Raw genomic sequence first — 16,707 nt, 5'->3', positions numbered from 1 at the left:
GTATAAATACCTCCTAAGGGGTAATTGAAGGTGTACGTTGTCTTAGATCAAGAAATTATGGAGTGTCTGGTCACATATTGAATGGAGCTATGAATATTGATATGTGACAATATATAAATTAGTTGGCTATTTATTTATCACTAGGAAGACTATTTTGCTTATAAGACCGGTTTCATCTGTGACGAGCACAATAGCAAAATCGTTGCTCTTTATATTGCTGTTGTCAGTTGCGACAACAGGCTTTGCCGTTTTTACACTGGCTTCGAGCTTGAAGGATGCTGAGGTTGTAAACGTGGCGGGTTCAATGCGTATGCAGAGCTACCGTTTAGCCCATGATATTCAGATAGAATCAATAGATTTCAACTCTCATATTCAAGAGTTCGAAAGGTCTCTTTACTCCCCATCAATGACCAAGTTGGTCAGTTGGAATGTACCTTCTGACATAATTCAGGACTATTATCTGATCATCGGTCGTTGGCACGAATTGAAGCAAGTTTTGAGCAGTCAAGACAGAAAGCACTATCTTGTTTTGGTTGAAAAATTCGTTACCGAAATCGATCATTTCGTCTTTAAATTACAAAAGTTTTCTGAAGATAAGTTAATAAAGTTGGCGTGGGCTGGTGGTATTGGCTTAGGTGGAATTCTCCTCATATCTCTTTTTGTTGTTCATTTTGTACGTAAACAAGTGGTTAAACCTTTGCATGCCTTAGTGGGAGCAAGTCAACGAATCAAGAATCGTGACTTTGGTGTTCAGTTAGAGGTGAGCAACAGTAACGAGTTAGGTATTTTGACGAAAATGTTTAACTCGATGGCTAAAGATTTGGGGGTCCTTTATCGAAATCTTGAAGAGGCTGTCAATAGCAAGACCGCGGAACTGCAGAATGCGAACCAATCATTACAGGCACTCTATTACTCATCTCAAGAGCTAACGGTAACTCGCATTGCCCCAGATAACTTTCGATCTATCTTACGTCATTTACTTAGCCTTGAGGGAATCGAGTCCATCCGGCTAGAGGTTGTAGACAATTCAGATCGCTCATTGATTATGGATGAGGGGTATGATGCGAATCATCGCTATGAAAAGTTTGAAATGAAGTTAGGTGATAATGATCTCATACTCGGATACCTCTATTGCTCCTATGATCAGAGTCACTCGACCAAGGCTCTTATTGAGAGTTTTATTCAACTGTTGTCACGAGCTATACACTACAATCGAGCGCAAAAAAATGCCGAACAACTGATTATTATGGAAGAAAGAGCGACGATCGCACGTGAACTCCACGATTCCTTAGCTCAGTCGTTGTCTTATTTGAAAATCCAAGTCACGCTATTGAAGCGTGTTATTAGCAAGCTACCAGAACACCAGCATAGAGAGCAGTCTGAGCAAATTGCTTCCGAACTTAGTAAAGGCTTAAACGATGCCTATACTCAATTGAGGGAGCTACTGACCACGTTTAGGTTATCGATAAAAGAGGGCGACTTTGGTGAAGCTTTGAGTGCGATGCTTGAGGAGTTTAGCGAAAGGACAGAAGCGAAAATTAACCTGACCAATAATCTGTCATCGATTGAGCTTGATGCGCACAGTCAGGTTCACTTGCTTCAATTGATTCGTGAAGCGACAGTCAACGCAATAAAACATGCCAATGCACAGTTGATAGATGTACGCTGTATTGATGAGTCTGGCGATGTATGCATCGTAATTAAAGATGATGGTACTGGTTTTGATTCCAATAGTTCAAAGATTGATCATTATGGAATGAGTATTATGCAGGAGCGTGCAGTAAGGTTGAACGGTGACTTAACGATTGAAGCCGCTCAAGGTGAAGGTTGTACCGTCACATTGAAATATAAAAGTTTGAAGGGAGCGAAATTTGACGATTTGTAAAGTAATGTTGGTTGACGATCATCCATTGATGCGCAGAGGTATAAGCCAATTACTGAGCTTTGAAGATGAATTCGAAGTGATTGCAGAAGCACGCAATGGCACTGAGGCTGTTGCTTTGGCTCACGAGGAAGAACCTGATTTGATCCTTTTGGATCTTAATATGAAAGGCATGTCTGGCCTGGATACACTGAAGGCACTTCGTACTGATGGTTCAAGCGCTAACATCGTTATTCTAACGGTTTCAGATAGCCCGGCAGACATCGAAGCGATTGTAAAAGCGGGTGCTGATGGCTACTTGTTGAAAGACAGTGAACCTGATGAACTTATCGAGTTACTGAAGCAAGCACATAGCGGTGATAAAGCTTACAGCAGTGTGGTTGCTCGTTATTTAAATGATACTGACAGCCGCAATGATATTTTCGACCAACTAACAGACCGCGAAATGCAGATCCTTCAAGAAGTCGCAAAAGGTTACCGTAACAAGCAAATCGCCGACCATCTGTTTATTTCTGAATCGACAGTCAAGGTACATATGAAAAGCTTACTTAAAAAGCTGCAAGTCCCTTCTCGTACAGCTGCGACAGTCCTGTACTTAGAGCGTTATGGGGAAATGAAGTAGGGTAATATTCTTTTAAGATAACGCTATTTTAAACAGAACTGATTTAATTTTGTCGTCTCTTTATCTCCAACGCTTTGCCTTCTAATAACACTAAAAAGGCGCTGAACTTATTAAGTTCAGCGCCTTTTTGTTTAAGCATTTTATATCGGTATTGATGCTCGTTTGTTCTTTGGAACCAGAGGCTTACGCCGCCATTGGAACCAATACTAGCGTACCAAAGATAACCGTAATAAGACCACAGACAACCGGTACTGACGTGCGTTTTACCACTTCAAATGGGCTGATTTTAGCCATACCAGAAGTTGCCACAATTACGCCTGATACCGGTGAAATGGTACGGCCTAGGTTCGACGCTTGTAGCATAGGGATGATAAGAAACGCAGGGTTTAAGCCCATTTTCGCAGCCAGTGATGGAGCAAGCTCTACGAATGCGTAGAATGGCGCATTACCAGAACCTGTTGCAATTGCAGCCGCAACCGTTAGACCCGTTAGAATCAGCATTAGTGCAATGCCGCCTGCACCGGCATTGTCTGCCAGGTGAAGAAGGTTGTCGATAGCACCAATTGACATTAGACCTTGTGCGAATACGCCCGCTGCAACCAATAGCATTACAACGCCTTTAAATGCATCCGCCATACCTGCATAACAAGAATCAAGGTCTTCAAGCGACTTTTTACCATCAAACTTGTTCACCACGTAGTGAATTACGGCACCCAAGAAGATAGAGCCTACCACGATAGTGTAGATGTCTAGGCTTATGCCAGGAATGGTACGACCGTTAAATAGGAATACACCGATGATTGGTAAGAAAGGAAGAGCCGCGTAAAACGCTGGTGCATCCGCTTCGATTTCAGATACGTCAATTCTTTCCATTGGCGTGTTCTCTTTCTTGTCCAGATACTTGTTCCAGAAGAAAGCCGCAGCTGCCATTACGATGATTGCACAGATAGAAACAGGCAGTACCGTTTGAACGGCGAACACATCAAGAGACATTCCTGATTTCTCTGCTGCGATAACCACATCACCAGAGGTTGGTGAAAGAATGATTGCTGCCGGTGACGCACAAACTGCAACTGCCGCTGGGCGAGAAATACCCATTGCCGTCATCATTGGGAATAGTGTTGCCATTAGTAGCACACCAAGGCCAGTTGCAGAACTTACTGCTAGAGACATTAGACACGCAACGATGTAGGCAGCGACAAGAAGTACATAAGGAGATTTGATAGCAGCAAGTGGTTTAGAGAACTGTTTTACTACCACGTTGTTCGCACCAATGTGCGTCATATAAGAAGCAAAACCACACAGAAGCATGATTTGCATGCCTAGGCCGCCTCCACGGTACTGAAGCATGTACTTAACGAACTCTAATGCGTCAGTCACCATGTTACCTGTTGAAGCGACTTTAGCAGGTAAAACGGTATGACCAATAAGGCCAGTTATAAGAAGTAGGGTAATGCCTGCGGTCAGTAATACACCGGCTGCTTTATAGCCCTTTACGATAAAGTAGCCAACAGCGATGGTAATCACCAATCCGATCAAGAGCTCTAACATAGAAATCTCCACAAAGTTTAAAAAAATACAAGAAACTGTTTCAGAATATGACGATGAATGTACAGAAAACTGCATTGTGGCACGAGGTATAGTTGAGGTTGATGTGATCTAAAACAAACATTTTTTTCGATGTTAATTATGTTTTTACAGCATGAGTAACTACTGTTGTTTAGATGTTAATATAAAACTATATCGTTTCTCAAAATGTCGTTCTCAGCATGAAGGGATAGTTGACTTGTATAAGAAATTTTGCCTAAACAAATTGATGTTTTTCTGGTTTATTACCAGTAATTGCAGGGAAAGGGTTATTTCCTACCTTTAAAGAGGCATTTTTACTTAATGCTATCGAACTTATTCAAGACCTTACGAAGTGAATCTGCTGTTGCCACACAATAGTGTTCAGCAAATCATGAACATTACTTGCACGCGACTAAAATTTATTCAATTGCGTACAGAGTTACGAATTTAGTGGCCTTGTGAAAGATTTCGTTGATTCAATGGCTGGTGAGGTGCGTTGGTGTTATTTGTCTTGACGAGGGAATAGGTTAAAAAAAGAGGGTTTGCACAGAGAACGTGTGTCCTCTGTGTTCGTCACAGCAATAATGGATAGAGTTTTATCTTTGGCGTCTAGCGACTAAAGTAAATCGGTAGTCGTTAGATGTGAAGTAGTTGCGGCTGTATTCAAATACCGTGTTATTGGCGAGGTAACCGCGAGTACGTTTTTCAATGATAGGCTGAGCTGGGTCAATACCTAACTGTTTAGCAACGTCTTCTGGGGGCAGAATCGGCACCAGCTCTTGCTCACTTCTATCAATCACCATGCCTTTAGTGTTCTCAATAAAGTCGTACTTTGATGTCTGCATCACTTGATAAGTGAGATCTGGGAATAGGGCAACAGGTAACCAAGTTTCCTATGTTTGGGGCAGTCAAGTGGCGATGAATGAGCTATTTGGTATCGAAAATCCAAACAATGAGCCACAAGCTGAAATTTGGATGGGGGCTCACCCAAATGGTTGTTCAAAGAGTGCAGAAAATGGCGAACCGCTTTCACATATGATTAATGAAAACAAAACCGAAGTCTTAGGCGAGTACACGGCGGCACGTTTCGGTGAATTACCTTTCCTATTTAAGGTGTTGGCCGCTGAAACACCGTTGTCGATTCAGGTTCACCCGAACAAGCGTAAATCTGAACTAGGTTTTGAGCGAGAGAATGCGCTTGGTATCCCTTTGAATGCGTCTCATCGTAACTACAAAGATCCAAACCACAAGCCTGAGTTGGTTTATGCGTTGACCTTCTACAAAGCGATGAATGGTTTTCGTCCAATCGACGATATTATTGCCTTATTCGAGGAAGCAGATATCCCTTCGTTAGCGATTGAGCTTAATATGCTTAAAGCCAATGCTGATAGTGATTCTCTGAAGTCTTTCTTTAGCGCAATTATGTCACTTGAAGGTGACCGTAAAGCGTCTGCGCTTAATGAGCTTTATGCCGCACATACGCGATCAGCCAAAACGGCCATGGGGCGTGAAGCTCTGCAATACAGCATCGAATTCAAACAGTACTATCCGGGTGATATTGGTTTGTTTGCTCCATTGATGCTCAACACAGTTGAACTGGCGCCGGGTGAAGCGATGTTCCTATTCGCAGAAACCCCCCATGCTTATGTTCAAGGCACAGGCTTGGAGATCATGGCAAACTCAGACAATGTGCTGCGTGCCGGTCTCACCCCTAAATACATAGACGTTCCTGAGCTTATCGACAACACGATCTTTGAGCCGATTAAGCCAGAAGATATTCGTCTTAAGCCTGTATTGAAAGAGGGCAAGATGAGCTATCCGATTCCGGTGGATGACTTTGGCTTTGATATCTTATCTGCGACTGATGAGAGCAAGTCACAGTATTTACGTAGCGCGGAGATCTTGTTCTGTGTGGAAGGCGAGGCGACCGTCACTTCAGAAGGACGGTCAGTTTCTCTTAAGCCCGGAGAATCAGTCTTTGTAAGTAGTCATTCAAATGTTTACCAATATCAAGGGAATGGCATTTTGGCTCGTGCTTTTAACTAGTGCCCCCGTGCTAGCGATCAGCAAAAGAAATGTCAGAGTGCCATTGTAAAGTGGCACTCAATATTGGATTGATGGTTGTTACCTACCTGTCTTTGACAGTCATGATTATTGACCATACCCGCTACTCTGGCGGGTTTTTTCATGATTAGAATGAGCAAGTATAGGCCCGTAGAAAAGACAAACCCTGCGTTAAGAGCAGGGTTTTTTATTGAATCAGTAATGAGTGACTGGTTAAGCAATGTGCGTCATTTTGTTAAGCATAAAGGTTTCAATACAACCTTCAGTAGCAGCCATGTACTCAGCGATGTGTTGGCTCGCTAAGTGTTTCTCTAGATGAGTTTCAGACTCCCAGTTCTCATGAAAAACGAAGTGAGCTGGGTTACTGTTATCTTGATGTAGATCGTAGTTAATACAGCCGTCTTCAGCACGGGTTTTATCGATCAATTTAATCATCTCAGATTTAACCAATTCAGTTTTGTCTTTTTTAGAGACGATCGTTGCAATAATAGTTAGTTTGCTCATTTTCAATTCCTTCGATTTAAACTCGATAACTTGAAGTAATATAAGTATAAATTCAGATTGAAGAAAGAGTTCTGAAATCCAATAACTATGGTTCTTGACATCCATAATCCACACTAGAAAGCATAAAGTAGCTAACAATCAGTTACGCTTATTAAAAAGCCCTCATAGCAATATGAGGGCCTCTGAATAAGAATCAAACTGTGTTGTTATTGGTGTGTTAGCGTATTGTTTTACCTTAAGCGTATTGTTCTACTGTCATCGCCCAATTCTTCTTCTGTAGTTCAAAATTCATCTTGATTTGTTGATAACGAACCTTAAGTACTGAGTGTTCGTACTTCTTCACAACGTCTTCGCGCTTGCTTTCAAGTAGCTGCTTTTTAACTTCGTAATACTCGTTCATGTTTGATACTAGAGCATCAAACTCTTGTTGAAGCTTCTCTGCGATTTGTTGTTTGTCGGCTCGATGCATGATTTTTTGCTGGGTACGTTTAAGTAACATTGACGCTTCGGCTTTCTCGATACGAGCTTGAGGGGTTGTCTTAAGCTTACTTGCCAGTCCCATCAATGAAGCACTTTTGATCAACCACTTTGTTGGATCGTATTGCCACCAGTAGATGCCGTTACGGTAGTCGTTTTCAAAGATGTGGTGGAAGTTGTGATAGCCTTCGCCAAAAGTGAGTACCGCTAGCACACCGTTATCACGGGCCGTGTTTTTGTCGGTAAAAGGTTGGCTACCCCAGATGTGAGCAAGAGAGTTAATGAAGAATGTTGTGTGGTGGTTAAGTACCAAACGAACTGCACCAACGATCAACAACATACCAAGCACATCACCGTAAATGACACCTAATGCGATTGGCACTCCAAAATTCATCAGCAATGCCAGCAGAACGTAGTGCTTATGTTGCCACATCACGATCTTATCCTTTTTAAGGTCACGACAATTTTCATAATTTTCATACATTGATGTTCTGTAGTTACGAATCATCCAGCCAATATGAGAGTACCAAAAGCCACGTTTTGCAGAGTATGGGTCTTTGTCGTTGTTATCGACATGCTTGTGGTGGACACGGTGATCAGAAGACCAGTGAAGCGCGCTGTTCTGCAGGGCAAATGCGCCACCTAATGCAAATAGGAATCTGAGGCTTGAATGCGCTTCAAACGCTTTATGTGACCATAAGCGATGATAGCCTGTCGTGATTGAAAGGTTACAGAACGTAAAGCAGATAGCTAGCCATACCCAGTGCTCCATGCCATAGCCAAAAAAGTAGCCATAAAAAGGAGCTGCAACAACAGCAAGCAGCATACTAAAAGAGAATACAAAAATATTCAGCCAGATTAATGGCGGCTTTTTTGTTGTGGGTTTGTCGGCACTATTCATTAGCAAATTTCCATTTGAGCTTACATCTGTACGCTAGATTATCAGCGTACACGTGTAAGTCAATATTGAAAGTGTAAACGTGTATTAGTATGTTTTGCTTAAGTATTGTATAAAGGTAGTGTGAAATGTAGTAGCAAGTCATAAATGGAAGTAGTAAGGGCTAATAAATGGAAATTAAGGTAGCTGAATATAAAGATTATGAGCGGATTGCCCAATTGCATGCGGATAGCTGGAAGCTATATTACCGTGGCATTCTTGCGGATGATTACTTAGAAAATGAGGTTTTGGAGGACAGATCTGTTATTTGGCAGACGCGTTTGATTAACTCTCCTTTTAATCAACATGTTTTATTGCTTGAGGAAGGCGGTTTACTGGTTGGTTTTGTCTGTGCGTTTGGTAATCACAATTTTGAGCGTGGAACGTTCATTGATGCGTTGCATGTCGACAGCAATTATCGTGGTCGAGGCGTGGGTAAGCGTTTATTGGCTGAGTTATCTAAGTGGTTACAGAAATACTATTCTGATTCAGGTCTTTACCTAGAGGTGATGTCTGAGAACCACCAAGCGATCGCGTTTTATAAGGCGATTGGTGGTAAAGAAGAGCTAGAGCAAGTTTGGAATGCTCCATGTGGTAGTCAAGTGAACGAGAAAGTGATTTCTTGGCGTTCTCCCATTGAGCTTGAACAGAAGACAGCGAGCGTCGTGTACTCATAGTGGTCTCTTTCTGAATGCCACTTCATACACTTAAATCACTTTAAAGTAGAAGAACAAAGATAAAAGCCCCGAGCATTAAATTGCTTGGGGCGTTTTAATGATGGTTGCGATTGTTCCAGTCATAGATTAGGTGGCCTAAAACGTTGAGCGCCTAATCATGCCATGTGATCTTATTTCGACCGCTTTTCTTCGAAATATAGAGTGCTTGATCAGCATCGTCGATTAGTTGCTCTACAGAACCAAGAGCTTGCAATGTATGTTTCACACCGATTGAAATCGTTACTTCTAAACTCAGGCGAGATGGGGACTCTAAAAGGGTGTGAACTAACGATTTGATTGACGCCTCTGTTTCTCCTTGAATTATCACAAGGAACTCTTCCCCACCATATCGAAAGCAGTGACTATTGTGAGGTAATTTTTTTTGAATTTCTTTAGCCAGTTCTTTGATCACCATATCACCCATTTGGTGACCGAAGGTATCATTGATCGATTTGAAATGATCGATATCAATCATAATCGATGTAATCGATAACTCATGATTAATGTTGGGTTCAATCACTTGATGAAGATATAAACGGTTGTAGCAGCCCGTTAGCGCGTCTTGGTAAGATAGCGCCTTAAACATTTTGGATTGCTTGCGAAGTTGGGTTGCTTGTTTGCGCAGTTGTTCTGATTGTGCGAAACGTTTATGCGTTTCCAAGTCACGTCTTATACAGGCAGCTGAGATTAATACATAAGCAGAAAGATAAATCGATATCATCTCTATCTCATGTTGAGGCGCAGTGTCATATATCAGGGGAGCAAGGCCGATGAGGTATGCAGAAAATGCCAAGGATAGCGCTATAATGCCGTACTTGGCTGACATCCTTGAAAATGTACCGATATAAATCATGACGATAATGATACCGCCTTGGTATTGGAAATTGTCCAACTCGATAGCGAGTCGACCCACATAAACTAGGAAAAATGAGATAACGACAAGGAATACGCTCTCGATGCGCTCAAAAATTCTAGGGTTGTTTTTGATGCAATATTTGGCAACAATTATCATGCTCAAACAAAGCACAAATCGAAGAATCATTGGTGTAAGACACTGCGTGCCAAAGTGAATGTAGTCAGTGATAATGAAAGCAAAGAATATTGAGATCGGCATGTAGATGAAATTTACGTATGGCAAATAAACTTCATTGTTGAAATAGGTTTTAAATCTCTGATTATTTAGCCGAGAATAAGAGAGCATAGAAAATCTAACCAAAATTATTACACTACAATTTGCGTAGTATGTCACAATGTTGCTAAGTGTAAATGTTGATTTCCATATATTTGTCAGTATGTTAGCTAGATCAACAAACGTTCAGGGGCAACCTTCACGTTCTACAGAAATAAAACGTGAAGATGACTGGAAGCCAATGTGACTAACGTTTATTTTTCAAGTAACGCTTACGGCGCTCTTCTTTCTTCTTGATCTGTTGTTCGGCTTTCAGCGCAGCCGCTTCTTCCACTTCGATCAGTTCCTGTGTGATCATTTCTGGTAGCTCTAGAGTTACCTTACCTAAAGTCCCGTTACGCAGTTCGTGAAGTAGGATTTCAGAGCATTTATGAATGTCGATATGACCACCGGCACGAAGTGCGCCGCGCTTACGACCAATCGCTTCCATCAACTCGATGTCTGACTCTGGCAGTTCTTCAATTTGGTAACGTTCTTGCAAAAGGTGAGGGTACTGCTTAGCTAAGTATTCGACAGTGTAAAATGCCACTTCATCGTATTCCATTGCTGTATCTTTCACGGCACCTGTTGCGGCTAGGCGGAAACCACTGTGTGGGTTTTCTACTTTAGGCCAAAGGATTCCAGGCGTATCTGAAAGGATCACGCCGTTTTGCAGGTTGATACGTTGTTGACGACGAGTTACCGCTGGTTGGTTGCCGGTAACCGCAATTGTTCGTCCTGCCAAACAGTTGATGATGGTCGATTTACCCACGTTTGGGATGCCCATGATCATCGTACGAATGTTCTTACCCATCTGTTCTCGGTGCGGTGCTAATTTACGTACCAGTTCCATGACGTGGTTGACTTCTTCTTTAACGCTCGTGGTAATCGCAATTGCCTTAACACCTTGCTCTTTCTCGAAGTGCTCAATCCAACGTTGAGTCAGCTCAGGGTCGGCAAGATCACGCTTGTTTAACACTTTTACACAAGGCTTATCGCCACGCAGCGAAGAGATCATTGGGTTTTCACTACTGAACGGGATACGCGCGTCCAGAACTTCGATGATCACATCAACCTGTGGGATAACTTCTTCGATTTCTTTACGGGCTTTATGCATGTGACCCGGAAACCATTGAATAGACATAGAGATAAACCTTGATAAATATATTTGCTGCACATTGTAAGGGTTGGATGATATGTGTAAAGGCATATCTATCCTGACCTTCAATCAGTTGAGAGAATTTGCTTGAAGTATAGGCGACTTGATGATGTTTGCTGACCTGAAAGGGGGATAAGCATTATTCGTCGCTAGGTTTGTGGTCGGGGACAAAAAAGGCAGTTTTGTGACTTCGTTTTACTCGAGTGAAAATGAAATAAAAAAGCTTCCCCAAAGGGGAAGCTCAAGTCATATCTGTTCTCGATTAACATTGAGTAGGGTTTAATACCAATCGTAGTCAATCGCGGGTCATCTTAGCTTGTTAAAAGCCTCGAGAACGTCGTTAGAATGTTTGATTGTAGAATAACGACTTATCGAAGCTGCTTGTCGAAAAGAGCGGCCTTGTTCTCAAGCTTTTTTCTTGCGCTATTTCTGAACACTTACTTACTGTGATTGGTATAAAGCATTTTTTCCAATGTTGTTAGGAAAGTCGCTATGTCTTCTGAACTGATATCACGGTGGGTCACAAAGCGAACAGGGTTGCTTGGTGACATCGTAATGCCTTGTTCCGCTAACTCCCGTGCGATGCGGTTAATATCCACCGACTCGTCTAACTTAGCAAACACAATGTTTGTTTGAATGAAATCAGGATTTACAGAAAATCCCTCTAACTTGCTTAAGCCAATCGCTAACGCTTTGGCATTTGCATGGTCTGTTTTCAGTTGAGCGACATTCTCTGTTAATGCCATCTTACCAGCCGCCGCAAGAATGCCGGCTTGGCGCATGCCGCCCCCGACCATTTTGCGCAAGCGACGCGCTTTGGCGATGTACTCTTTGTTGCCAAGAAGTAGCGAACCAATTGGTGCGCCTAAGCCCTTTGATAAGCAAATGGTCATTGAGTCAAAGTGTTGTGCAATCTCTTTGATGTGAACATCTAATGCTACAGCTGCGTTAAAGACACGTGCGCCATCAAGGTGCATTTGCAAGCCGTGTTGGTTCACGAATTCTCGCGCTTGCGCTAGGTAAGACATTGGCAACACTTTACCATTGATGGTGTTTTCTAGGCTCAGCAGTTTAGTGCGAGCGAAGTGACTGTCATCTGGCTTAATTGCAGCAGCAAGCTTTTTAAAATCCAGCGTGCCGTCTGGGTTATTCTCAATGGGTTGAGGTTGAATCGACCCCAGTACTGCAGCGCCACCGGCTTCGTACTTGTAGTTGTGCGCTTGTTGCCCACAAAGGTATTCGTCGCCACGCTCACAGTGCGCCATCAAACCAAGTAGGTTTGCTTGTGTGCCTGAAGAGGTAAACATTGCCGCTTCAAAACCTGTTTCATTGGCAATCCAGTGTTCAAGTTCGTTGACGGTTGGGTCATCGCCATAAACATCATCACCGACTTCAGCATTGGCCATTGCATCGCGCATAGCTTGTGATGGTTTAGTTACGGTATCAGAACGAAAGTCCATGTTTCTCTCCTAGAGTTCTATAGATAGCCACGCAGTTGGGCTTTGCTTAAACAAGCGATAGTTTTGGTATCGGTGATTTGATCGTGTCGTATTTTGTCGTGCAGCGCTTCTAAGCTCAGTTCGATCACTTCTATGACTTCATCTTCATCGCATTCAAAGCGGGTAGTGAGGCTTAGATTTCGAGCGATGAACAGATGCTGAATTTCATCACAGAAGCCGGCTAAAGGCGTAACTTGCCCTAAACTATGAAAAGACGCTGCACTGTAACCGGTCTCTTCTTCAAGTTCTCTCTCAGCACATTGAAGCGGTGTCTCGCCAACTTCTATTGTGCCCGCGGGTAACTCTAAAAGCCATTTTTTAAGAGAAGGTCGAAACTGGTTAATGAGGATTATATTTCCCGACGAAGTGATGGGAAGAATAACAGCAGCGCCTGGGTGTTGTATTTTGGTATGTTTTACGGTGATGTTTGTCGGTAACGTTACGCTCTCTTCGATAAGAGAAATGCTTTTCCATTGATGGATAATTTTACTCATGCAGTTTGGCCACATTCCTTGTTAATTTGTCAGGATTACGGAAGACATGCACCACCTTAACGTCTATGATGTCGAAAACAAAAGAAAATTTAGGTATAGCGATGGGTTTAGTTATAATTTTTTAAAGTCCGCTTTTGACTTGGAATTTATGATGACACAAAGAAGACGAACATTACCTTCCTATACCAATGTAAAACAATAATGTAACGACCTTGTAATGAGGCACCCATAAATGTATGAAATATATTTACACACTCAACTGTCTAAAGATTTTCGGAGTAACGCATGACCCCTTCTATTTCCTCACATGCTGATAAGGCGCTACTCTCTGAAAGAATTAATAAACTCGCACAGGCACTCTCTGATGGAGTCTATGAACGAGAAGATACGATTAAGCTTTGTTTACTGGCTGCTTTAGCGGGTGAAAGCGTATTTCTACTCGGTCCTCCGGGTATTGCAAAAAGTCTTATCGCTAAGCGTTTAATTCAGGCTTTTGATAACAGTAGTTACTTTGAATATTTGATGACGCGTTTCTCTACGCCAGAGGAAGTATTTGGTCCGCTAAGTATCCAAGAATTAAAAGATAATGGTCGCTATGTAAGGCTAACTGAGGGGTATTTGCCAACAGCACAAGTTGTATTTCTTGATGAAATCTGGAAAGCCGGTCCTGCGATCCTAAATACGCTGCTTACTGTGGTCAATGAAAAAACATTCAAAAATGGCAGTGAAATTGAACGTGTGCCTATGCGCTTGTTGGTCACAGCATCGAATGAACTGCCGGATGAAGACAGTGGTTTAGAAGCTTTATATGATCGAATGTTGGTTCGTGTGTTTGTAAACCGAATTCAAAATAAGCAGAACTTTAAGTCAATGTTGACCACCGGAACTTCTCAAGAAGCGGTCATTCCCAAAGGTTTAGCGATTACCGACATGGAATACCATCAATGGCAGCAAGCGCTTGATAAGCTAGAGCTTACCGACAACGCATTCGATAAGCTGTTCGAACTAAAAAGCATGTTGGAGGAAGCAGTTAAGAAGCAAGGTTTATCGTCAGAATCAGAGTTGTACGTGTCGGATAGACGTTGGAAGAAATCCGTTAAGTTATTGAAAGCGAGTGCTTTTTTTAGTGGTCGAGACTGCGTAAACCCATTAGACATTCTGTTGCTTCAGGACTGTTTATGGCATAACCCTGGATCACGTGATGTGGTTCATGGTGTGGTAAAAGACTTTGCATTGAACCGAGCGTTTGATCAACAAGAATCAAAAGCGCAAATAGAAATGTCACGCGAAGAGTTAGAACAGATCCAAGATGATGTTGAATCTACGCTGTCTGTGTCTCTGTCAATGGAGTCGACCAGTGGTCTTCGACGTAAAGACATCTATCAAAATGATATCAAGAACGTAAAAATGTATAACGTGGGCAATGCGTATAATTTGGTCAAATTGGTCATGTTACAAAGTAATTTATCGGTTTCTGAATCAGAAAAAGGGGACAGTCGTTGGGCTTATGTAGCCAAAGACGATTTTGACCGAGTTCTTAAAGACGGTCATGGCGATATTTATGGTTACGTGAACGAAAATAAAAATCTATGTCGCTTAAAACTCGGCTTGAATGCATCGAACCAATTAGTCATTAAAGATATTGCGAATCGCTCTGTATTGGTGAGCGTAGTGACCACCGCTGGTTTAAACCAAGAGTTGTATAATAATTGGTTGAGTGGGGCAGAAAGGGTGTTAGAGCAACTGTCGGAAGCCGAATTCAATTTAAAAAGAGTACGCATAGATTTCCACGATGCACTGCCTCATCATTATATTGATCCTGCTTTGCCAAAAGCGATGGAAGCCAGCTTGCAAGCGGTAACACAAGATCTGGAAATGACAAAAGAGAAGAGCAATAAGATCGCTCAACGTATTAAGTTTATGAGCCGGTACTTCGAGTAAGGTAGGAGACGAGTATGTTAGGAGCTGACGGCTTAAACCTTGCGCTAATGGTCGCTGAATCAGGAATCATTGAAACGGCGATGAATGACCTCATTGCACGTTCTCAAGTCATGATGGCCACTGAGAGCAACGGTGTGAAAGCGTCGGTAAAAAATCACTTAGTTAAATGGCGTGGGAAAGTGAAAAGCCGTGTAACTAAAGTATGTGAGGCTGACAGGTTCCAAGAGGAAATTGCGCTTTATCAGGAAGTGATCTATTGGAATGAGTCTCAATTCTTTGAAGAGATAGAGGGTGTTATCGAAAAACTTGAGTGGCACTCTGCATTCTATATGCAAGCAAAGCGTCTGATGGAACATAATAAGGGAGTTTATAATTCTATGTTCCCTCATTATTTTTGTGATCAATGGTATCAATCGATATCTGAAGCGATTAAACAAGCTCAAGTCACCGAGCTTGAAACAAGCAAAGAGAAGTTACTGGCCGACTTATACCAGCGCATGGAAACCATGAAAAACATGGACAAAGTCACCCAATCGGGTGATGAAGGCAGTATCGGACGTTTGTGGGATATGGCATCGGCCAAATTAAGTAAAACAGATCTCACCATCATGAAGCGTCATGCTGAGTTTTTAAATAAACATAAAGGCCTACAAGAGATTGCCGAAAAGTTGGGTCGTATGGCGGGTCTAGAAGATGATCCTTCGTTGCATAAAGCACCTGTAGAAGAATTACAGATGATTGAAGAGAAAAGCGATGAGGCGGTCGATGATATTGTAGGGATCCATGAAAGTGATGACCTCAACAAGATGCTTCCAAACGAAACCATGTTTTTAGCCTATCCTGAACTGGAGGTTATCTTTTATAAGCATTTAGCCGATAAGCGTTTATTAAGCTATCGTTCGAAAGGAAAATCTCGCACATTGCGGAAAGTAAAAACGCAAAAACCCGACAGTAAAAATGTCGATATCGAGAAAGGGCCATTTATCGTTTGTGTCGATGCCTCTGGTTCCATGAGTGGCTTCCCTGAACAGTCTGCCAAAGCGATGGCTTATGCGTTGATGCAGATCGCACTCGCGGAAGAGAGAGATTGTTACGTCATTCTATTCTCATCTGAACATATTACTTATGAATTAACTCGCCAAGATGGCTTACGCGAAGCGAGTGATTTCCTAAGCTATTCCTTTCACGGTGGTACGGATTTAGAGCCTGTTCTGATTAAGTCGATTGAGTTGATGACCGGTGGCAAATACAAGAATGCAGACTTGATCGTGCTTTCTGACTTTATTGCACCAAAGCAGTCGGATGAAATGAATGCTCAAGTCGAAAAATTAAAAGAACACAAGAATCGATTTCATGCGGTGTGTCTGTCTAAATATGGCAACCCTCAACTGATGAAGATGTTCGATCATTGCTGGTCCTATCACCCGAGCTTAGTGGGGCGCTTCATGAAGAAGTGGTAACGTTGAATAATCTTATGTATTTGCGAAAGAAATTAGCGGTATGCGCGAAGTTTAAACATTGAGCGCACTATAAAAAAATGATTTTTGCTCAATGTCAGCCTTTAACATTCAAAATATAAGTATAAGAAGCGTACAAGCTGCACTAAATTTAATCTTTTGAGTTCGATAATTAATCACTTGAATTGAAAGATAAAATTTATTGTTGACGAATTTTT

Annotated in this window: 13 protein-coding genes and 1 pseudogene; 6 read left to right on the top strand and 8 right to left on the bottom strand. The window is 42.1% G+C overall.

All coding sequences use genetic code 11. The features are described from left to right. The first annotated feature begins 154 nt into the window (after nt 1-154). Together narQ and OCU36_RS19195 are read left to right on the top strand one after the other, a co-directional pair. Entirely contained in the window at nt 155-1,885 is a 1,731-nt protein-coding gene (narQ, locus tag OCU36_RS19200) for a nitrate/nitrite two-component system sensor histidine kinase NarQ (protein WP_261840092.1), read from the top strand. Beyond that, nucleotides 1,872-2,504, top strand: coding sequence for a response regulator (locus tag OCU36_RS19195; RefSeq protein WP_261840091.1), 633 nt, complete (start codon nt 1,872-1,874; stop codon nt 2,502-2,504). The genes narQ and OCU36_RS19195 overlap by 14 nt, the downstream gene beginning before the upstream one ends. A 183-nt stretch (nt 2,505-2,687) precedes the next feature. Here OCU36_RS19195 and dcuC read toward each other — a convergent pair whose 3' ends face one another. Then, nucleotides 2,688-4,055: an anaerobic C4-dicarboxylate transporter DcuC gene (gene dcuC, locus OCU36_RS19190; protein ID WP_261840090.1), complete on the bottom strand. Its 1,368-nt coding sequence runs from the start codon at nt 4,053-4,055 to the stop codon at nt 2,688-2,690. 614 nt (nt 4,056-4,669) lie between these two features. Further along, a pseudogene (locus tag OCU36_RS19185) lies at nt 4,670-4,966 on the bottom strand (UTRA domain-containing protein); the annotation flags it as partial. Nucleotides 4,967-4,991: 25 nt separating this feature from the next. Between OCU36_RS19185 and manA the strand changes: the two are divergent. Next, nucleotides 4,992-6,119 carry a mannose-6-phosphate isomerase, class I gene (manA, locus tag OCU36_RS19180; RefSeq protein ID WP_261840752.1) on the top strand — a complete coding sequence of 376 codons (1,128 nt, stop codon included), beginning with the start codon at nt 4,992-4,994 and terminating at the stop codon, nt 6,117-6,119. 231 nt (nt 6,120-6,350) lie between these two features. Here the strand turns inward: manA and OCU36_RS19175 are convergent, their stop codons facing one another. Both OCU36_RS19175 and OCU36_RS19170 read right to left on the bottom strand, forming a co-directional pair. After that, entirely contained in the window at nt 6,351-6,641 is a 291-nt protein-coding gene (locus OCU36_RS19175; protein WP_261840089.1) for a putative quinol monooxygenase, read from the bottom strand. Between the two features lie 235 nt (nt 6,642-6,876). After that, nucleotides 6,877-8,019, bottom strand: coding sequence for an acyl-CoA desaturase (locus OCU36_RS19170; RefSeq protein WP_261840088.1), 1,143 nt, complete (start codon nt 8,017-8,019; stop codon nt 6,877-6,879). A gap of 167 nt (nt 8,020-8,186) precedes the next feature. On the opposite strand from OCU36_RS19170, the gene OCU36_RS19165 reads away from it, so the two are divergent. Beyond that, nucleotides 8,187-8,732 carry a GNAT family N-acetyltransferase gene (locus OCU36_RS19165; RefSeq protein ID WP_261840087.1) on the top strand — a complete coding sequence of 182 codons (546 nt, stop codon included), beginning with the start codon at nt 8,187-8,189 and terminating at the stop codon, nt 8,730-8,732. Between the two features lie 151 nt (nt 8,733-8,883). On the opposite strand, the gene OCU36_RS19160 is transcribed toward OCU36_RS19165, so the two are convergent. The 4 genes from OCU36_RS19160 to OCU36_RS19145 all read right to left on the bottom strand — a co-directional run bounded on the left by OCU36_RS19160 (nt 8,884) and on the right by OCU36_RS19145 (nt 13,091). Further along, nucleotides 8,884-9,909, bottom strand: coding sequence for a GGDEF domain-containing protein (locus tag OCU36_RS19160; RefSeq protein WP_261840086.1), 1,026 nt, complete (start codon nt 9,907-9,909; stop codon nt 8,884-8,886). Nucleotides 9,910-10,147: 238 nt separating this feature from the next. After that, nucleotides 10,148-11,083 (bottom strand): ribosome biogenesis GTPase YlqF, encoded by a 936-nt coding sequence (gene ylqF / locus OCU36_RS19155; protein WP_261840085.1) that lies wholly within the window; start codon nt 11,081-11,083, stop codon nt 10,148-10,150. A 452-nt stretch (nt 11,084-11,535) separates the two neighbouring features. Continuing rightward, nucleotides 11,536-12,558, bottom strand: coding sequence for a low-specificity L-threonine aldolase (ltaE, locus tag OCU36_RS19150; protein WP_261840084.1), 1,023 nt, complete (start codon nt 12,556-12,558; stop codon nt 11,536-11,538). Between the two features lie 17 nt (nt 12,559-12,575). Further along, nucleotides 12,576-13,091, bottom strand: coding sequence for an NUDIX hydrolase (locus tag OCU36_RS19145; protein WP_261840083.1), 516 nt, complete (start codon nt 13,089-13,091; stop codon nt 12,576-12,578). 285 nt (nt 13,092-13,376) lie between these two features. Here OCU36_RS19145 and OCU36_RS19140 point away from each other — a divergent pair, with 285 nt between their 5' ends. Continuing rightward, nucleotides 13,377-15,032: an ATPase RavA domain-containing protein gene (locus tag OCU36_RS19140; RefSeq protein WP_261840082.1), complete on the top strand. Its 1,656-nt coding sequence runs from the start codon at nt 13,377-13,379 to the stop codon at nt 15,030-15,032. A gap of 14 nt (nt 15,033-15,046) precedes the next feature. Then, a complete protein-coding gene (gene viaA, locus OCU36_RS19135) occupies nt 15,047-16,492 on the top strand; it encodes an ATPase RavA stimulator ViaA (RefSeq protein ID WP_261840081.1) in 1,446 nt (481 codons plus the stop codon). Nucleotides 16,493-16,707: the final 215 nt, after the last annotated feature.

This window comes from Vibrio artabrorum, assembly GCF_024347295.1.
GTDB lineage: Bacteria > Pseudomonadota > Gammaproteobacteria > Enterobacterales > Vibrionaceae > Vibrio > Vibrio artabrorum.
Note: the sequence above shows the minus strand (reverse complement) of the source record. Positions and strands in the feature narration are given on the sequence as shown.

Bases quoted from the DNA above. Each gene is read 5' to 3' on its own strand.
- dcuC (WP_261840090.1), bottom strand. From the start codon at position 4,055: ATGTTAGAGCTCTTGATCGGATTGGTGATTACCATCGCTGTTGGCTAC.
- manA (WP_261840752.1), top strand. From the start codon at position 4,992: ATGAATGAGCTATTTGGTATCGAAAATCCAAACAATGAGCCACAAGCT.
- OCU36_RS19175 (WP_261840089.1), bottom strand. From the start codon at position 6,641: ATGAGCAAACTAACTATTATTGCAACGATCGTCTCTAAAAAAGACAAA.
- OCU36_RS19170 (WP_261840088.1), bottom strand. From the start codon at position 8,019: ATGAATAGTGCCGACAAACCCACAACAAAAAAGCCGCCATTAATCTGG.
- OCU36_RS19165 (WP_261840087.1), top strand. From the start codon at position 8,187: ATGGAAATTAAGGTAGCTGAATATAAAGATTATGAGCGGATTGCCCAA.
- ylqF (WP_261840085.1), bottom strand. From the start codon at position 11,083: ATGTCTATTCAATGGTTTCCGGGTCACATGCATAAAGCCCGTAAAGAA.
- ltaE (WP_261840084.1), bottom strand. From the start codon at position 12,558: ATGGACTTTCGTTCTGATACCGTAACTAAACCATCACAAGCTATGCGC.
- OCU36_RS19145 (WP_261840083.1), bottom strand. From the start codon at position 13,091: ATGAGTAAAATTATCCATCAATGGAAAAGCATTTCTCTTATCGAAGAG.
- OCU36_RS19140 (WP_261840082.1), top strand. From the start codon at position 13,377: ATGACCCCTTCTATTTCCTCACATGCTGATAAGGCGCTACTCTCTGAA.
- viaA (WP_261840081.1), top strand. From the start codon at position 15,047: ATGTTAGGAGCTGACGGCTTAAACCTTGCGCTAATGGTCGCTGAATCA.